Origin of the sequence: Pedobacter sp. KLB.chiD (genome assembly GCF_047040275.1) — a bacterium.
In the GTDB taxonomy this organism is placed as follows: domain Bacteria; phylum Bacteroidota; class Bacteroidia; order Sphingobacteriales; family Sphingobacteriaceae; genus Pedobacter.
Map to the genome: position 1 here is coordinate 4,885,450 of NZ_CP178207.1, position 16,185 is coordinate 4,901,634.

The 16,185-nt window shown below is 39.1% G+C and carries 11 protein-coding genes; all 11 read right to left on the reverse strand.

The features are described from left to right. Positions 1-136: 136 nt before the first annotated feature. Entirely contained in the window at positions 137-1,054 is a 918-nt protein-coding gene (locus tag ACK1I8_RS20255) for a S1 family peptidase (protein WP_412467077.1), read from the reverse strand. An 11-nt stretch (positions 1,055-1,065) separates the two neighbouring features. Next, positions 1,066-2,172 (reverse strand): thioredoxin family protein, encoded by a 1,107-nt coding sequence (locus tag ACK1I8_RS20260; RefSeq protein WP_412467078.1) that lies wholly within the window; start codon positions 2,170-2,172, stop codon positions 1,066-1,068. After that, the gene (locus ACK1I8_RS20265) at positions 2,169-3,539 is read right to left on the reverse strand and encodes a TlpA family protein disulfide reductase (RefSeq protein WP_412467079.1); all 1,371 of its coding nucleotides are present in this window, start codon (positions 3,537-3,539) and stop codon (positions 2,169-2,171) included. Before ACK1I8_RS20265 ends, ACK1I8_RS20260 begins: the two co-directional genes overlap by 4 nt. Before the next feature lie 71 nt (positions 3,540-3,610). Then, on the reverse strand, positions 3,611-4,531 hold the full coding sequence (locus tag ACK1I8_RS20270; RefSeq protein WP_412467080.1) for a hypothetical protein: 921 nt from the start codon (positions 4,529-4,531) through the stop codon (positions 3,611-3,613). A 10-nt stretch (positions 4,532-4,541) separates the two neighbouring features. Beyond that, positions 4,542-6,125, reverse strand: a complete 1,584-nt coding sequence (locus ACK1I8_RS20275) for a RagB/SusD family nutrient uptake outer membrane protein (protein ID WP_412467081.1) — start codon at positions 6,123-6,125, stop codon at positions 4,542-4,544. Positions 6,126-6,138: 13 nt separating this feature from the next. Then, positions 6,139-9,810 carry a SusC/RagA family TonB-linked outer membrane protein gene (locus tag ACK1I8_RS20280; RefSeq protein WP_412467082.1) on the reverse strand — a complete coding sequence of 1,224 codons (3,672 nt, stop codon included), beginning with the start codon at positions 9,808-9,810 and terminating at the stop codon, positions 6,139-6,141. A 102-nt stretch (positions 9,811-9,912) separates the two neighbouring features. Beyond that, on the reverse strand, positions 9,913-11,064 hold the full coding sequence (locus ACK1I8_RS20285) for a FecR family protein (RefSeq protein WP_412467083.1): 1,152 nt from the start codon (positions 11,062-11,064) through the stop codon (positions 9,913-9,915). Positions 11,065-11,137: 73 nt separating this feature from the next. Continuing rightward, positions 11,138-11,728, reverse strand: a complete 591-nt coding sequence (locus tag ACK1I8_RS20290) for an RNA polymerase sigma factor (RefSeq protein WP_412467084.1) — start codon at positions 11,726-11,728, stop codon at positions 11,138-11,140. Positions 11,729-11,988: 260 nt separating this feature from the next. Next, on the reverse strand, positions 11,989-14,658 hold the full coding sequence (locus ACK1I8_RS20295; protein WP_412467085.1) for a carboxypeptidase-like regulatory domain-containing protein: 2,670 nt from the start codon (positions 14,656-14,658) through the stop codon (positions 11,989-11,991). Between the two features lie 7 nt (positions 14,659-14,665). Next, positions 14,666-15,499, reverse strand: coding sequence for a GLPGLI family protein (locus tag ACK1I8_RS20300; protein ID WP_412467086.1), 834 nt, complete (start codon positions 15,497-15,499; stop codon positions 14,666-14,668). Between the two features lie 113 nt (positions 15,500-15,612). Next, positions 15,613-15,891: a hypothetical protein gene (locus ACK1I8_RS20305; RefSeq protein ID WP_412467087.1), complete on the reverse strand. Its 279-nt coding sequence runs from the start codon at positions 15,889-15,891 to the stop codon at positions 15,613-15,615. Positions 15,892-16,185: the final 294 nt, after the last annotated feature.

Sequence of the window (16,185 nt, forward strand, 5' to 3'; positions counted from 1 at the left end):
TTAAATGCTTAATCAGGCAGGGGTAAATTTTACGTTGATTGGCAGGATGCAATTTTTGGAATCAAAAAAATACCTGCGGTTTTTAATCGCAGGTATTGTTAGCGTGCTGTTAAGGTGGAAACAGCATTAATGAATTTTAATGTTTTGATCCCGATTGTATCAGTTTCCACAGTGATTCAACAGGTACTGTATTTTTTACCACCATCTGTACACTAGGGTTCATTTCGCTATGGGTAAACATTTTGGTATTGGATACCGTACCAACCACATTCCCATAACGATCCATTACCGGTCCACCGCTGGATCCCGTTGCATAATCTGCTGATATGGCCATCATTTCGCGGAAAAATTTCTTATTAATTTCACCAGCTTCCTCCATGTATTTATTGGTAACGATGCCTTTGCTAAAAAAGTAATGCATGCCTTTAGGGTGGCCCAGAACATATACATCATCACCAACCTTACCGGCTTCTGCCAGTGGTAAAACAGGAAATTTTTCGCCATCAGTTACCAGTTTAACTATGGCAAGATCATTTGTTTTAGAACAGGCAAGAATACTCTTTACGGCATAAATCTTACCGTTAGCCATCCTAACGGTAAGTCCGAGAGGCTTATTCCCATCGCCAATGTTGGCATACATTGCGGCTACATGATAATTGGTGACGACAATGCCACTCGGATCTATGACGTACCCGGAAGATTCACTGATATGAGAATTGCTGCATCTCGGACAAAGATAGGCAATACCTACGGTTACCGTTGCAGGTTTAGCTAACTCATAGATTTCGTTTCCGGTTTTTTCCCTTTTATCCGTTTTCAGTAAATTTAGTGAAATAGCCTGGGTATTTTCTGCTAATTGCGTTTTAACATCATCTGCGGTAACGCTTTTTACTTTTAGAAATAACGAATCTAACGACTTCTGGTACGTTGCTAAAATTCTGGCATCATCAGTAAAGGTTTGCGCACAGGTGGCACCAACTGCAAGAAAGAATATCGCGGTTGCGATACACAAGCCCTTTTTAAGTGTTTTTTTTGCTGACATCTTCTTATTCATTAGCCCTCGGCCTATTTAACAGCTGTTCTATTCAGATTTTCAGCTAGCGACCGATATCTTTGAGCTTCCCTATCATGAATCTTCACTAATCCTGTAAAATATTCTTTGATTGCAATTTTTTGCTTCTCATTAGCTTTAGCCATCTTCTGCATTAACATCCCATCTAACATATCTTTAAATACATCAGTATTTGGTATCAGGGCAATATGGCGTTTATAATAGGCAATTAGTCCATCTAAATCCTGATTAATAACATAAAGCGCAAGTCGACACATATGTGATTCAGCTTTATCCTGAGGTAACTTGAGCAAGGATACAGTATAGGCAATCTCCTCTACTTCTTTTGGCGTATAAACAATATTGTATTTTCCGGCAGTTTCATTGGCAATTTGGTACATGTCTTTACGGATTTTGTCAAATATGATCCGATTCGTAACTTCGGTACCCCAAGCCGCATCAATTTTCGCTTTTTCCAACATTAATTTTCTGAAAAAGGGACTACCAAACTTCGTGATGCCAAAAGCCAATTCAAGATAGGTTTTGCTGAACCGTTCAAAATCCTGTGCCTTATCAAATAGTTCTTCCAGCACGGGTGATGGATCTTTCGAACTTTGATAAAGGGCCAGGGCGTAAGGAAACCCCGTTTGCATATTTTTGCTTTCGTCATAAGCGGCTTTTAAACCCGCTAAAGAGTTTTTAGGGTCTAATGCACTTTTTACTTTTTCTATAAATTCTTCAGCAGTTGCTTTACCAACAACTCTATTGATTTCCTGACCTTGAGCATTTAAAATCAGAAAGGTGGGATAAGCCGTTACCTTGTATTTCTTACCAATTTCCAGCCCATCGCCCTTTTCCATGTCAAATTTGATGGATACGAATTTGGGATTAAAATAGTCGCCGGCGACTTTTTTAGGAAATTCTTGTTGAGACATTTCCAAGCACGGAATACACCAGGTGGTATAGCAGTCTACTAGAATCAATTTCGGTTCAGCCGGATTTCCTGCTTTGCCCATGGCCACTGCGAGGCTGGTCGTTTCGAAATTTATTCCCTGAGCAGATGTAGATTTCCACCCTAATGTGCTTAGGCAAACGATGGTCAAAATAATTAATTTTCTCATTTTGTTGTTGATTTTTCTCCTTTTAGTGTAGCTTCAATAAGGGTTTTTAATTTAGGGTCAGTAGGACGAGGAGCATTGATGTTTACCGTTTTTCCGTTTTTATCAAATAAGATAAATCTAGGGATTTCTGTAACCTCATAGTCGTTAACAACTGATCCTTTGTTATTCGTAAATAAGTGTAAACCCGATAATTTTTTCTCCTCTACCATTTTTTGCCATTTGGCTTTGTCTGTATCAATAGACAGGCTAATAAAGACAACATCTTTACCTTCGAAAGATTTTTCGAGTTCTTCAAGTGCAGGTTGTTCTTTGAGGCAGGGTACACACCAGGTAGCCCAAACGTCGATCAAAACCACTTTTCCGAGGTTTTCTGACAATTTGTGCATTTTACCGCTCGCATCAGGATAAGAAAAGTCAATCCACTCCCCACCAGGTTTTTGCATACGGGCTCTTTTCAACATTGCTTTCATTTTATCGCGCTGTTGATTGGTTTGCATATACTGCTCATTACGTTCCAGGTAGTTAACAAAGTTCATATTTGCACCTCTCTCTGCCTGTGCCACAATAAATTTAGCTTTTAACTCTTTATTGGAAATTTCCGGGATCAGAAAATCTGCGGCCATTCCTTGTTTAGAATTGTAAATGATATGTTTCACAAAGGCGAAATAAAGCATGTAATGATAACCCATAGGCAAGCTCCAGATATTCGCATCGGTCCATTTTTCATCATTATAAAATTTCACCAGACTTTCCGGATATTCATCTTTCTTTCCAATGTTTAAACCGGAAGCAGTAGGAATAATCACATCATATTTATAACTATAAGTTAAAAAATATTTGGCCTGCTTATCAAAGGCTGAGTTTCCGGTATTGATATTTTTAATAAACTCCTCAACCGGAACTTTCAACGAGTCGATAATTTTAAGGTAACCGGCAGAAGGTAACCTATAACCATCTTTAGTATACCCATAATTTCTTAATGGCTTTATCATTTTATACCAATCGGCAAATACCTGATTTTCTTTGTTTACACTGCCCGAATAGGTAATTTGTCCGTCACCAGCATCTACGTTGAGTTCCTCTCCAGCTTTCAGATAAACCGCATATTGCTCATCAAATACCCCTACATAACGGATGGTATTCAAATCTTCCTTTTTTACTTCTCCACGGAAGACCTGATCCTGCCTGCTTTTTACCATAGGGAGAATAACCTCAATCTCACCATCCTGGGGCTTTGAGAAGAAAACTTCCTGAGTTTCCCTGCCATTTGGTAAAAGCTTGTGAAATTTTCCTTTGATGACAGCCTTTTGTGCCCACGACGACGCAGAGATTGCCAACATCGCAGAAAAAATTAGTGTTTTTTTCATTTTTAGTTTGTAATTGTTTAGAGGTTGGCAAGATTAAAGTACTTGCCAACAGTTATTTGTTTTGTGATTAGTTAGTTTATCCCCATATCATTTAAAATCTGGCGGATATAGCCATACTTAAGGAGGATATTAGGATAGGCAGCGTATTTTTGTTTGAATTGAGTATCTGTATTCACCATGGCAGCTTCGATATACATACTTACATCTAACCAGGTAGATATGGGCGAGGAGCTCGAGATCCTGGCATCTGGTCCAAGAAAGCCGATGGCCTGTAAAGTGATCGGAGTTCCCGACGGTAAGCCGGTAACATTGGTGGAATTTAAGAAATAAGTAGCTAATCCATAGGCGTCTCGGGTGGTTACGAACTTTCGCGATACTGCATAAAACTTATCCAGAATACCCGCATATTTATTATCCAATACTGCATTGGTAAGCATTGACCTTAATATCGCGGCTTTATAATCGGCTTTGGTTGCAGTGCTCATGGTTGAGATTTTTGAAACCTGTGCAACTACGACGGTATTAAATCCTTTGTAAGCATAGGTTCCGAAAGCATTAGTACTCATGTTTTCAACCAAAAGGATACTCGGCACATGAATGTTGCCTTTAATCACAGGTATGATCTCATTTCTTAAAAATGATAGCGCATTTGGTACATCTGCTTTATTGCAATAAGTAAATGATTGCACTACAGGAGGCGGCCCACTTTGTAAGCCACCCAGCGAATAGCTTAATGATAAAACTTCGTAGTAGGTGTAACTTTTACCAAAAACATCCACACGCTGTTGCGAGCCAATAGTGTCATTAACAAATACAGGGATACCTGTTTCTTTATAAAACTGGAAATTTGCATGAATAGCCGGATCATTGGGATTATCTTCCATCGCCAGCCAGTTTTTATCATAATCAGGAAATTCGGTAAAAGGTTCTTTTCTGCAGGAAACCAGCGTAATTGTAAAGTATGCTGCTATAATGAATAAAATATTTTTCATCTTGATCGGGTTAAGGTTGAACATTACGGACACTGCGAATGGGGTTGGTTAGCGATCCCCTGTTAAATTCTATGGCATAATTAGGGATGGGTACCTGCCAGCTGGCCGCATCCTGTGCAAAAGATTTTAGAACATAATATCCTGCAAGGGTATAGCTATTACTTTGCGCATCGTAATTGTAAGTAGGGTGTTTGATGTTAAAATCTGTACCAAGCGGGTATTTGGAATTTACCGCATACCGCCTCAGGTCGAACCAGCGATGGCCTTCAAAACAGAATTCCCTTCTACGCTCATCCCGGATAAAATTTACCAAGGCCTGGTTAGATGCCGGTTGCTGGCTACCTCCATTATTGTTAAAGCGCATCGCCTGTAGTTTCTGAATTTCACTCCAGGCATCGCCATCAGCACCTAACATGGCTTGCGCTTCTGCCCGGTTAAGCAGCATTTCTGGCAAACGGAAAGAAAAAATACAGGATACCTGCTCAGGGTCGTTATAAGTTTTCCAGGTACGGTATTTAGCCGGAAGCCACGATTTAGTTTTGGCAGATTTCATAAAGAAAGCATTCAAACGCAAATCATTTGAACTAAAGTTCTGTATGAGATTATCAGAAGCTTTAAAACCAGAAGCAATACGATTGACTGGAGCATACGATGATAATGAATCGTTAAGGAAAACGGCAGGAACAGCATTTGTACCCATAGTGAATATGGTTTCTGTAGAACTGCGGTAAGTAAAGTTACTGTTGGCTACATAACGCTTTAAATCAACCATACTATAACCCATATTTTCATATCCGTTAGTTACCTGCAATACTTTATCATATTGTTCAGTAAATAGATATATCCGGCTTTGTAAACATTTAACAGCCGCAATGCCTATCCTGATTTTAGTAGTAGGATTATAGCCTTGAAGGTATTCTGCAGCTTGATTAAGATCTGCCTCAATCTGTTTATACACCGTTTCGTTATTGGTTCTTTTGAAATAAACGTCTTCTACTTTTTCCGAAATTTTTAGTGGCACACCTTCATCGGTTGCAGCGGTTGCTTTACGGTAAGGAGCACCATAAATATTCTGAAGTAAGAAATAATAGTAAGCCCTCAAGAAATAAGCTTCACCACGCAGTCTTTTAAGGTTTACATCTGCCGGATTTTTTGCAGCCAGTTCTGAACCCTGATAAATAAGCGCATTGATGGCACCAATGCGTTTGTAAACCTTTTTCCACATGATATCAGTCCAGGCGAAGCCTAAAATGTTGACTGTTGGATTTTGTGCCCAGTTGTGAAAACCAGAAAGTATGTAGAGCGGAGTAGCCTGATCTCTGTCAGTAGCGCCAAGTACAAATGCTTCACTGTCATCATCCATTACGTGGAGCCATGGTGCAGAAAAATCTGTCTCTGAAGCGATATTTCCCATGGTTGCCGGATTATAGATCGATAAACTGTATACATTGTTCATAAAGGACTCACCAATCATCACTTTGTTCAGGTCATCGGTGGTTTCCAGGTATTTCTGGTCTGTAGAATATTCTTCTAAAAACTTGCTGCAGGAGCTAAGAAGCAAAAGGCAAGCTAAAAGGGTTAAAAGATATCTCATAATTTGTTTTCTTTTAAAATGAAACATTAATACTTGCAGTATAAGTAGGTCTAACTGTAAGGTTGATATTAGGTGTAGAACCCGATTGAGTTGGATCTTGTCCCTTTAACATTTTATTGCTGATGGTGAATAAATTTGTTCCGGTGAGACTGAGGTATGCCGAACTTAATTTTAATTTACGGATTAAGGCTTCTGAAAAAGTATACCGGAAAGATGCCGACTGCAATTTTAAGTAATCTCCACTAACCAATCTCACATCAGAATTATCGTACATCTCATAAGCACTTCCACCCAATTGAAGACTGCTTGTCGGATAGTTTTGCCACCAGGCGTTAATTACATTGTTTGAAACCTGTAGCCCCGGGATATTGGTATAAGCTTCATCGCCTGGTCTGCGCCAGCGATAAACAAATTCTTTACGTAAATTTTGCTGCGGATAGGCACTGGTAGTGGCATAACCTGAAGCAATTTTCATTAACCGGATTTTGTTTCCCAATGAATAGCTTAGGTTAAAGGATAATCCAAAATTTCTATATCCGAAGTAATTGGATAGTCCACCCTGAATAAAAGGCTCGCGACGACCAGATTCGCTCATGATTTCGAGGTAAACGTCTTGCCTATCCATATTTAGATAGCGTTTTTGGTATTCTGCAGCATTCTCGTTTTCTAAGCCGTAAAAAATCGGGGAGCCGTCAACAGGACTTAAACTTTTAAATTTGTAAGAATAAAAGGTATTAATTGGTTTGCCTGCCAGCTGAATATTACCACTCAGATAATTGGAGTAACTGATATTGTCAATAAGAACGTTGTTTCTATTGTTGATGGCCTGGTTAATAATTTTATTCAGCACCTGACCCAATTGCGGGTCGAAACGCCAAACAAAACCACGTTTAGACTCATTCATACCCACATTATTAATGGCCGTAACGCTTAAAGCTACTTCTACCCCCTTATTTTCTATTGTTCCGCTATTAATAACATAAGTTTGAACCCCATTGATTTCTGATACCGTTTTATTCAGAAATGCATCCTGAGTTCTTTTATAAAAATAACCTACAGATCCGGTAACTTTATTGCCAAACAAGGCAAAATCCAGGGCAATATTAGATGAAGAGGTGCGCTCCCATCTTAAATCCGGATTTGGGAAATTGGAAATATTTGCCGACGTAGAATTATAATACGGATCAGTAGACGCATTCTGTCTGATAATCATATACGGTGTTTGCCCTGGAAGCATATTACCCTGCCATCCCCACGAGGCTTTCAGGGCTAAATCATTTACCCACGATGCATTTCTGGCTACATCTTCTCTCATGTTCCACCTACCTGAAAAGGCATAGATAGGCAGCAATTTATTATTTGAACGTACTCCAAACAGGTTCGATTGTTCACCGCGAATGTGAAAATTAAAAATATATTTATTATGGTAAGAATACCCTGTTGTACCATACCAGGCAAATTCGTTAGTAAGCTGACGGTTGAATGATCCTAAAGCAGCTTTGGTAGACATCCATTGGTTATAGTAGCCTGAGTAAGTTGTAGGTACTATATCAAAGTAACCACCCATTTCAGGGAAATATCCTCTTCGTGTGATGTCAAAGCCATTGTATTCATTCGATTTTATTTCCGTACCTGCGGAAATGGAAAGGGAATGTTTGTTTTCTGCACCAAACGTGGTAGCATAATTGGCTTGTAAACGGCCTGTATAGTTATTATTACGAACCTCTTTTTTTGTCCATTCGCCTCCTACTGGAGCCATATCAAATCTTAAACTATAGTCTTGCCGAAGTTTGGCGGTGTAATAAGAGTCTTTAGTGTAATAAATTTGTTGATCGTTATTACTAATGGCATAGGCAAAGGTGCCTTCTACATTAAATTTTGGTGTGATTTTTAATCTTAATAAAGCCCTTAAATTACTGGCAATGAGATCTGTATGATCGGAGCTATATTCTTTGTCTTTGAGGATGTTGTAATTAAAGAGCTGACCGGTGGTTGTGGTAACCGGATAGTAAAAATAGCTGCCGTCGGGATTATAAGCAGGCAAAGTTCTGCTGGTGTTATAGGCATAGTTCATAATGCCAAGATCAGCTGGAGAATAATTCCTGGACGAGTAGTTCCCTGCAAAACTTACCTGCGCCAAAAAATTATCATAATCGGCAGTTACGTTAACTACCGAAGAATACCGCTTATTGTATTCGCCTTTAATTGTTCCCTGCTCATCCAGATAACCTAAAGAAGAATAAAATTTGATTCGGTTAGATCCTCCTGACAAGGTTACGGTATGGTTTTGTGAATAAGAATCCTGAGTAATCAAACCTAGCCAATCTGTATTTACGCTGGCATAGTAATCTTTCTGGCGTTTAAATTCATCATAATTGATGGTCCCTTTATAATATTGCTGAAGGGCATCTTCATAACCTGAAAACTGTGTTACATTGTTGTATTGCATTCTTCTTTCTACCATTTCCTGCGAAACATCCATGCGTTCTTCAGAATTCATCATATTCATGTTTCTGTCTGAATAGCGTGGACGCCTGTTGAAAGTGACATTGGTTGAATAAGAAATAGTTGGTTTACCAGGCTTGCCTTTTTTTGTTGTAATAACAATTACACCATTCCCTGCTTTGGCGCCGTATAAAGCGGTAGCGGAAGCATCCTTTAGCACATCAATCTGGTCGATATCTTCAGGATTTAAGCCTGCGATCGCATTTCCTAATAAGTTTACAAAATCGAGGTCGTTTATGGATTGTGGATTCACATTTACAGGATCCTGAAGTACGATGCCATCCAGTACCCATAGTGGTTCACGGTTACCTAAAATAGTAGATGTTCCACGGATTCTTAGTTTAGGTGCTGCGCCAACCTGCCCTGAGTTTTGCATAAAGACCAGTCCGGGTATTCTGCCTTCCAATAATTTGTTAATGGTATTCACGCCGGGGGTATGCAGTTCTTCCATTTTTTTGCTGGTAACTGCACTGGTTAACTGACGGCTATCAATTTGCTCATAACCTGTGTTTACCAAAATGTCTTTCAATTCGGATGCAGAAATTTTAAGTGAAACCACACGTGCCCGTTGTGCTGGAATTTCCAAATGATAGTAACCTAGATGATTAATTTCAAGCATACTGTTTGCATATGGAGCAGGAATAATAAAATGACCACTTTTGTCGGTTTGGGTAGAAAACTTGGTGCCTTTTACCCTTACGGTAACGCCTTCCATCGGTTTACCGGATTCATTGGTTACACTTCCGTTTACCGGACCATCCAGATCCTTATTAGGTTCTTTAGTTATGCCGGCTTTCTTTTCAGTGATGATGATGATCCGATCTTTGATTTCATAATCAAGATCCTGACCAGAAAACAGCTTTTTTAATGCGCTGTTTAGTGGCTCTTTAACAAGTTTTAATGTAACTGGTTTTGCCTTTTTAAGAATGAGGTCGTTATAGGTAAAATCATACCTGGTTTGCTTTCTAATTTCTGTTGTTGCCTTAATAATTGTTGCATTTTTGAGATCAAGCGTTACGGTTTGTGCATACAATTGATTCGAAAATGATAGCGTGAATAAAAAAAACAAAATGATAATCCACCGGAAAGGTAATCGTGAATTGGTATCAGTAGATTTGCTATTAATTTTGTAACCGGACATACGCCCTCTATACTCCTTAAAAAAAAGGAAATCGTTCATATTGTGATTAGTTTGTTGGTTATTGGTTGTTGATTGGTTTGATAGGTATAAGGCGATGGTATGGGTTAGTTTTGTCCTCACCACTTTTGCCGACTGGTAAAATTATTTCATCAGTTTTACCCTCCTTCCTTCAATATCAAATTTTAAACCGGTAATTTTTTCAAGGGCTGAAAGTACTGTAGATAAGGGTTTGTCGCGTTGGATGGAGGCATGGATTTGGATATCCTCAGGTATACCACTGTAATCGATTTCCAGATTATACCAACGCTCAATCTGGCGAAGCACTGCCGTAAGTGGTGTAGCCGTAAAAATAAACTCTCCATCTTTCCATGCTGTATTTGCGCTTACATCTACAGGCGAAATCTGAAAAGCATTCCGGTTTAATATAGCTTGTTCTCCAGGACTTAAATATGCCGGTTTTGATAGGTTAGGGCCATTGAGTTGCACCCGGCCATGAACAAGCGTGGTTACCGTTACCCCTTCATTTTGGTAGGCATTGACGTTAAATGCCGTTCCCAAAACTTTTATTTCCTGCGCCTGTGTTTCTACGATAAAAGGTTTTTGAGCATTATGGGCCACTTCAAAATAAGCCTCACCCATAACCCTAACCCTTCTTTCTTTTCCTGAAAATGCACTTGGATAAGATATAGACGAGGCCGCGTTCAACCATACTTTGGTACCATCTGCTAAAGTAAGTCGGTATTGCCCGCCTTTTGGTGTACTTAAAGTAAAATCCTGAATTTGCTCTTCCTTTTCAAGCAATGCTCCATCTTTGTAGCGGATTGCGTTTTTATCCGCAATAATTTCCTGTTTACTGCCCTCTAACTGATAGATTTTGCCATTAGCGGCCTGTAGCGTTGCCCGATGAGTACCTGGAAGGATGTCATGTGCAATATCTTTTTGAACAGCATCTTTAGGATAAATGGATTTGTAAACGAAAATGGTGGTGAATAAAAAAATCAGGATGGCAGCTGCGGCTGCTACATATTGCAGAGAAGAAAACAATTTCTGCTGCTTAGGCTGAACCTTTTCTATTTCCCTTTCTATTTCATTCCACACGAAATTGCCAATAGCTTTAGATTTTGGGTGAAAGGAATGAGGTGTTGAATCAAAATATCCATTAATTACCTCATCAAACTGTAATTCGTCTTCATTGTCCTGAAGACATTGGTTCAGCTCTGCCAATTCATCTTTTGTGATGAGATTGTTTAGATATTGATCAAATAAAAACTTAATTCTGTTTGGTTTGCTCATGGTAAACTAGGGAAAAATCATCCCTTTTAAATAGAATACACATGAAAAAGAAAAAATAGCACCTCTTGTGAAATTATTTTTTTAATATACTTGGCAGCAGGAGAATAAAAAGCTCAAACGACCTTGATTTTAGTATCACTTTTAATTGTTTGTTGGCTTTTTGAATGTGATGATTTATTGCAGATAGGCTGATATTTAGTTTTTCACTAATTTCCTGATAACTGAGCCCTTCCAGCTTATGTAAAGTGTATACTTCGCGTTGCCTGTCTGTAAGCTGATCCATAGCCTGCTCGAGAATCGCTTTGGCCTGATCTGCTTCATCATTGTCTTCCATAGGATGGTAAAATTCTTCCTTTTCTACCTCGAGGCGCATGAGCTGATCATAAACGTTTTTCCGGATTACGTTTCTGGAAAGATTGGTAGCAATCTTATAAAGGAATGCGCCAAAACTAAGTTCTATATCAATCATTTCCCGGTTGATCCAGATCTTTAGAAATACATCCTGTAAAATATCCTGAGCTAATTCTTCAGATTTTAACAGATAAATCAATTTGCTGGCGAGTCTACCCGAATATATCTCATATAATTGTTTAAAGGCGATCTTATCCCCGCACTTTAATCCAATTAATAATTCCTTTTCAGCAGTAATGGGTATAGACTTCACTTAACCATCTTCGTTTAGTTGTACTAATTTATGTAAAAACTGAGTTCTATCAATGTTTTTTTTAATAAAGTAGGCCGATAATCGATAAAATCGGTTAAAAATCAACCAAATTTTTGATTATTTTGCTTTTTGCAAGTCTTTAATGATCATTAGATTCAAAAATGCTGTCAAAGCACAACGAACTATTAAATTCTAGTTTAGAAGCCTACATCTGGGCTTTTTCAAAAAGAAGAGATTTTCAGAATTTGCAGCCTCAGTGTTTAGAAATTGAAGCTGTATTTAATTAAAAATGTTCTTTGCCTTAATGGCATGTCATAAATGCTGAGTTCATTGGTATTGGAGCTACTTTGTGTATAAGCCTTCCGGCCTATTAAATTAATGCACTGCAGTTCGAAAGCACCAATTGTTTTACCTGGGGCATACCTTAAATTGAGATCGAAAAAAGAATGTTGGTAGCGGTTCTGGAAAGATTGGTTAAAACTGATTAAGCTATAGTTGAGTTGATAGAAAATTTTGTGACCAATCTGGTGGTTCCATTCTGCCCTGATTTTGTGATTGCTCACCACGGTCTCGGTTAAACTTCCACCATAAGTTTTCTGTCGGTTTACAGCCTGCATAAAATCATACATCAGTAACAGGCTCAGCCGATTAGAAAACTTTCTTCTCAGCGAGGCTCCTGCATTCACCTGCGTACCATGATATGGGACTATGCCATTGTTATAAAAGGTAAAGCCCTCCTGAAAGCCTGTATTGGCTCTGAGTGAAAGGTTAAGCCCGGCAAAAAAGAGGTATTTCGATAAATTTGCGCCAACATTAAATTCTTTCAGCCTGTTATCAAAATCTACGGCCACCGCACGGGTTAGTATACTTTCTACCGCATATGAACGGATATAGTTTTGCCTGCTCGAAACATAACTTAGGTCAATATTGTAAAAAAACATGTTGATTGGCCGACGAAAGGAATATCTTGCAGACAGCGATGTTCGATCTATTACCGGAAGTGGTATGGCATTTGAATTGAACTGCCGGAAATTGACCAGCATAATACCCTGGTAAATATCTTTCACTTCACCAAAACCTTTATCAGTTGCGTAACTGAACTGCATATCTGCAAACTTCCCCACATTTGTGCGAAAAGATACTGCAGGATTTAAGCTAAAATAGCTACTTTCTGTAAGGTACTGTTTAATCCGGTCATTATTACTGATAAAATTGTATCCGGGAGCTAACATAACGTTAAGTTCCCCCTTTTTTAAACGGTATAGCGCAGATGATTTTATCCTGACTTCCACATTCTGAAATCCGACGTTGTTGATATAATCCTTTCCGGGATGATGTTCGCTGACAATATCTTGCAAAATCAGTAAGTCGCTCTTTAAATTGTTTTTTTCAAGACCAAAGTCAAGTGAAGAAGATAGGACTACTCTTCCGGTTTTTTTACGGAGTGCAATACTTTCGTCCACAAAAAGATTATCGGTAAAAACTGATTGTTTGAGCTGCCGGTAATCTAATCCATTGTTCAAAATTGCCTTATGGATTCCGGGCATTATCTTTAGTTGTTCATCTACCGTTTGATATTGTAGCAATCCGTTGTATTCCAGTATTGTTTCGGTTCCCAAAACCTTTACCATTTTGGTTTGATTATATACGGAACGGGTTTTCATCGGTTGTTCCTGCGTAAAACCAACATCGTTTTGTGAGGCTTGCCCGCTGCGCTGCCACATGGGTATTTCCAAACTGGTTTGCGATTGGAAATAAATTTTACTGTTGTTTTTTTCTATCTGCATCTTGGCTTTCCAGCTGTTCAGGCGATATACATTGTCCTGTTCTTCCACATAGCTAACGGTATCTGCCCCTGTTAGAAAGTAACTCACGCGATTATTAAAACGATAGCGGTGTTTAAGTCGCAGTGTCGACAGGTTAAACCTCAGGCGCCAGTCTTGCCCCAGGTTAAGTAGTGTATTTGCAGATGCACTAAGGTCGTTATTGAAGAGATAGTATTTGGGTTGTAAATCAGGAATTATTTCACTTTGCATGGATAAATAACTTTGCGGATCTCTGGCTCTAAATTCATTTGCCGAAAGCTGTCCGGCTTCTTCCTGTTCTACCTGCAGATCGTTACCTGTATTGTTGGCTTTTAGGGTATTGATTCCCTTGATGCCTTTTCTGAAAATCAGATTGTTAAACTCGGCTAGGTAGGCTTTATTGCCTGCGCCTGCCTGTGCATTATTGCTAATCATTGTTTTAACACTATCGCTCAAAGTGAGATTGAGTGCTACATCATCGCTGTTTACATAACCGTTTAAAGCTTTAACAGGCTGATCGCGTTCAATTACCTGCAATTGGGCAATGGCTGAAGCCGGAATATTGGAGGTGGCAAGTTTGTAACTTCGGTCTAACAGATTTTCACCGTCGATGTAAACTTTTGATATTCTTTTACCATTAAAGCTTATCCCTCCCTTATCATCTACCTGTAGACCGGGCATGCGGCCAATTACATCGGCAATTACCCGATCCTGGCTTTCTATAAACCGCTTTACATCATATTTCAAGGTATCGGCTGCTTTAACAACCGGACTTGCCGATTTAATGGTTACTTCCTGTAATTTAATAATATTGCGGGCAAGGGTAATGAGAAGATTATTAGCTGATACTTTTTTTAATGTCGAGATATGGGGTTTAAACCCAAGTGCTGTGGCCTTGATAAACAGGCTATCTTCAGCTGTTTCGAGCCTGCAGAAAAAGTTGCCCTTTTGATCGGTCGTGGAAAATAAAATACCGGCGCCCTTGCTGTTCATAACCGTTATCGATGCACTGGCTATCGCAGTGCCACTGCTGTCGCGTACTACACCTTTAATTATACTTTGTGCCTGCACCTGCAATAAGCATATGAGCAGAAGAAAACAGCCACAGATAACCCTGATCAGCATGAACTGTTTATTTATCCAGTTCCAATGGGAAATTTAGACTAAATTTTTTCCCATTTGTACCTTTTACCTGTCCACTGTTGATCAGCATCATCACGCTTTGTGGATCGAAAGCATCCATATCCAGATTTTCGCTGTAAGCCTTTTCCATCCGGCTGTATTGGGCTAATGTGGTAGCGGTTAATTCGTGGGGAAGATCTAATGAAATTGCAGCAGGAAGCCTGACCGGGGGCATCACTTTTGTACAACTGAAAGTAATCCGTCCCGTTTTATCGGTTGCTTCCAGTATTAAGCCAGGTAATCCGCGGAGTTTCCACGGGCCAAAACCTACAGGTATATCGGTTGTAAACCATGCAGTATAGGTTCGTCCCTTCCAGGTACCAGTTGCTTCCTGGCAATTATAACCTAAAATAGTTTTTGTTTCAGCCAGAATCTTCCAGTTTATTTTATCCGTAATTTCCTGAACGAGATAATCGGCCCCATTAAAATTCTTAACAACGGCTAATTTGTTGCCATTGATAAAAATCTGTTCGGCTGTTACCGGTGTATAGCTACCCATATCTACCTCTTCACTTTCGCTTTCTTCGGCATTTTTAATGATAACTGCATTCACAGAATCCTGTACAAGTTTGGTATGACTGGTATAAACACTTTTATCGGAATTGAAAGCCAGTATAAATTCCTCCGTCCACACTTTTGCATTTTGTGTGGAGTCTTTAATGTGTGTAAAACGATAGTAGGCTACGTGCTCTGCTCGTTTTTGTGCAAGTGCAGAGCCGCAGAATAGACTATACAATAAAAAAAGGGAAAGCCCTGGTAAACAACTTTTAAAATATCTTTTCATAAGCCCTGTTTTAAAAAGAGACCATCCTCTTTTATAAATGCAAATAAACAGGAGTTTATTTTAACTCCTGTTTTGGTGTTCGCGCTGGATTTAGATTGCAGCAGATTTTGTATTTAGTGGCAGTTCTGTTGGTCTAAATGGTTCCAAATTCCGCTCATTACACCTGGTGCATTAACCGCATCGGTGTAAACATTTACAATTACATCACCACAGGTTAGATGAAAAACGTATTTTTTGGTTTTTCTCCTCTGGCTTTTGCTGGCTTCTTTTTCGGCAACTTTCTTTTCGGAGGTGTTTTTAGATAGAGGCAGGGATTTTGTTGGTGCAACCTCGCCGGCAAATGCGCCGAATCCTATTGCGGTAAATGCTAGTGCAATAAATAAATGTTTCATAGTTTTTCCTTTTTAAGTAAATGGTTAAAATATTTGAAAAGAGGATGGTACTCGTTTTTCGAAAGTGAATTTGAACAGAAAAGCCTGAACAGAAAAGGGATAACCTACATTCGGTAATTTTCATTCCATATTCGCAATATTTTGCCGGAAATCTGCTTGAGACATTTATTTAGCTTTCATTTTCGCATGAAGAATCAGGCATATGCCGAGTTAAGATAGGGCATTCCTTTCATCTCCATAACAGCCTGATATTTTATCTCTTAGCCTTAATCGAATAATTAATTTTTACCAGCG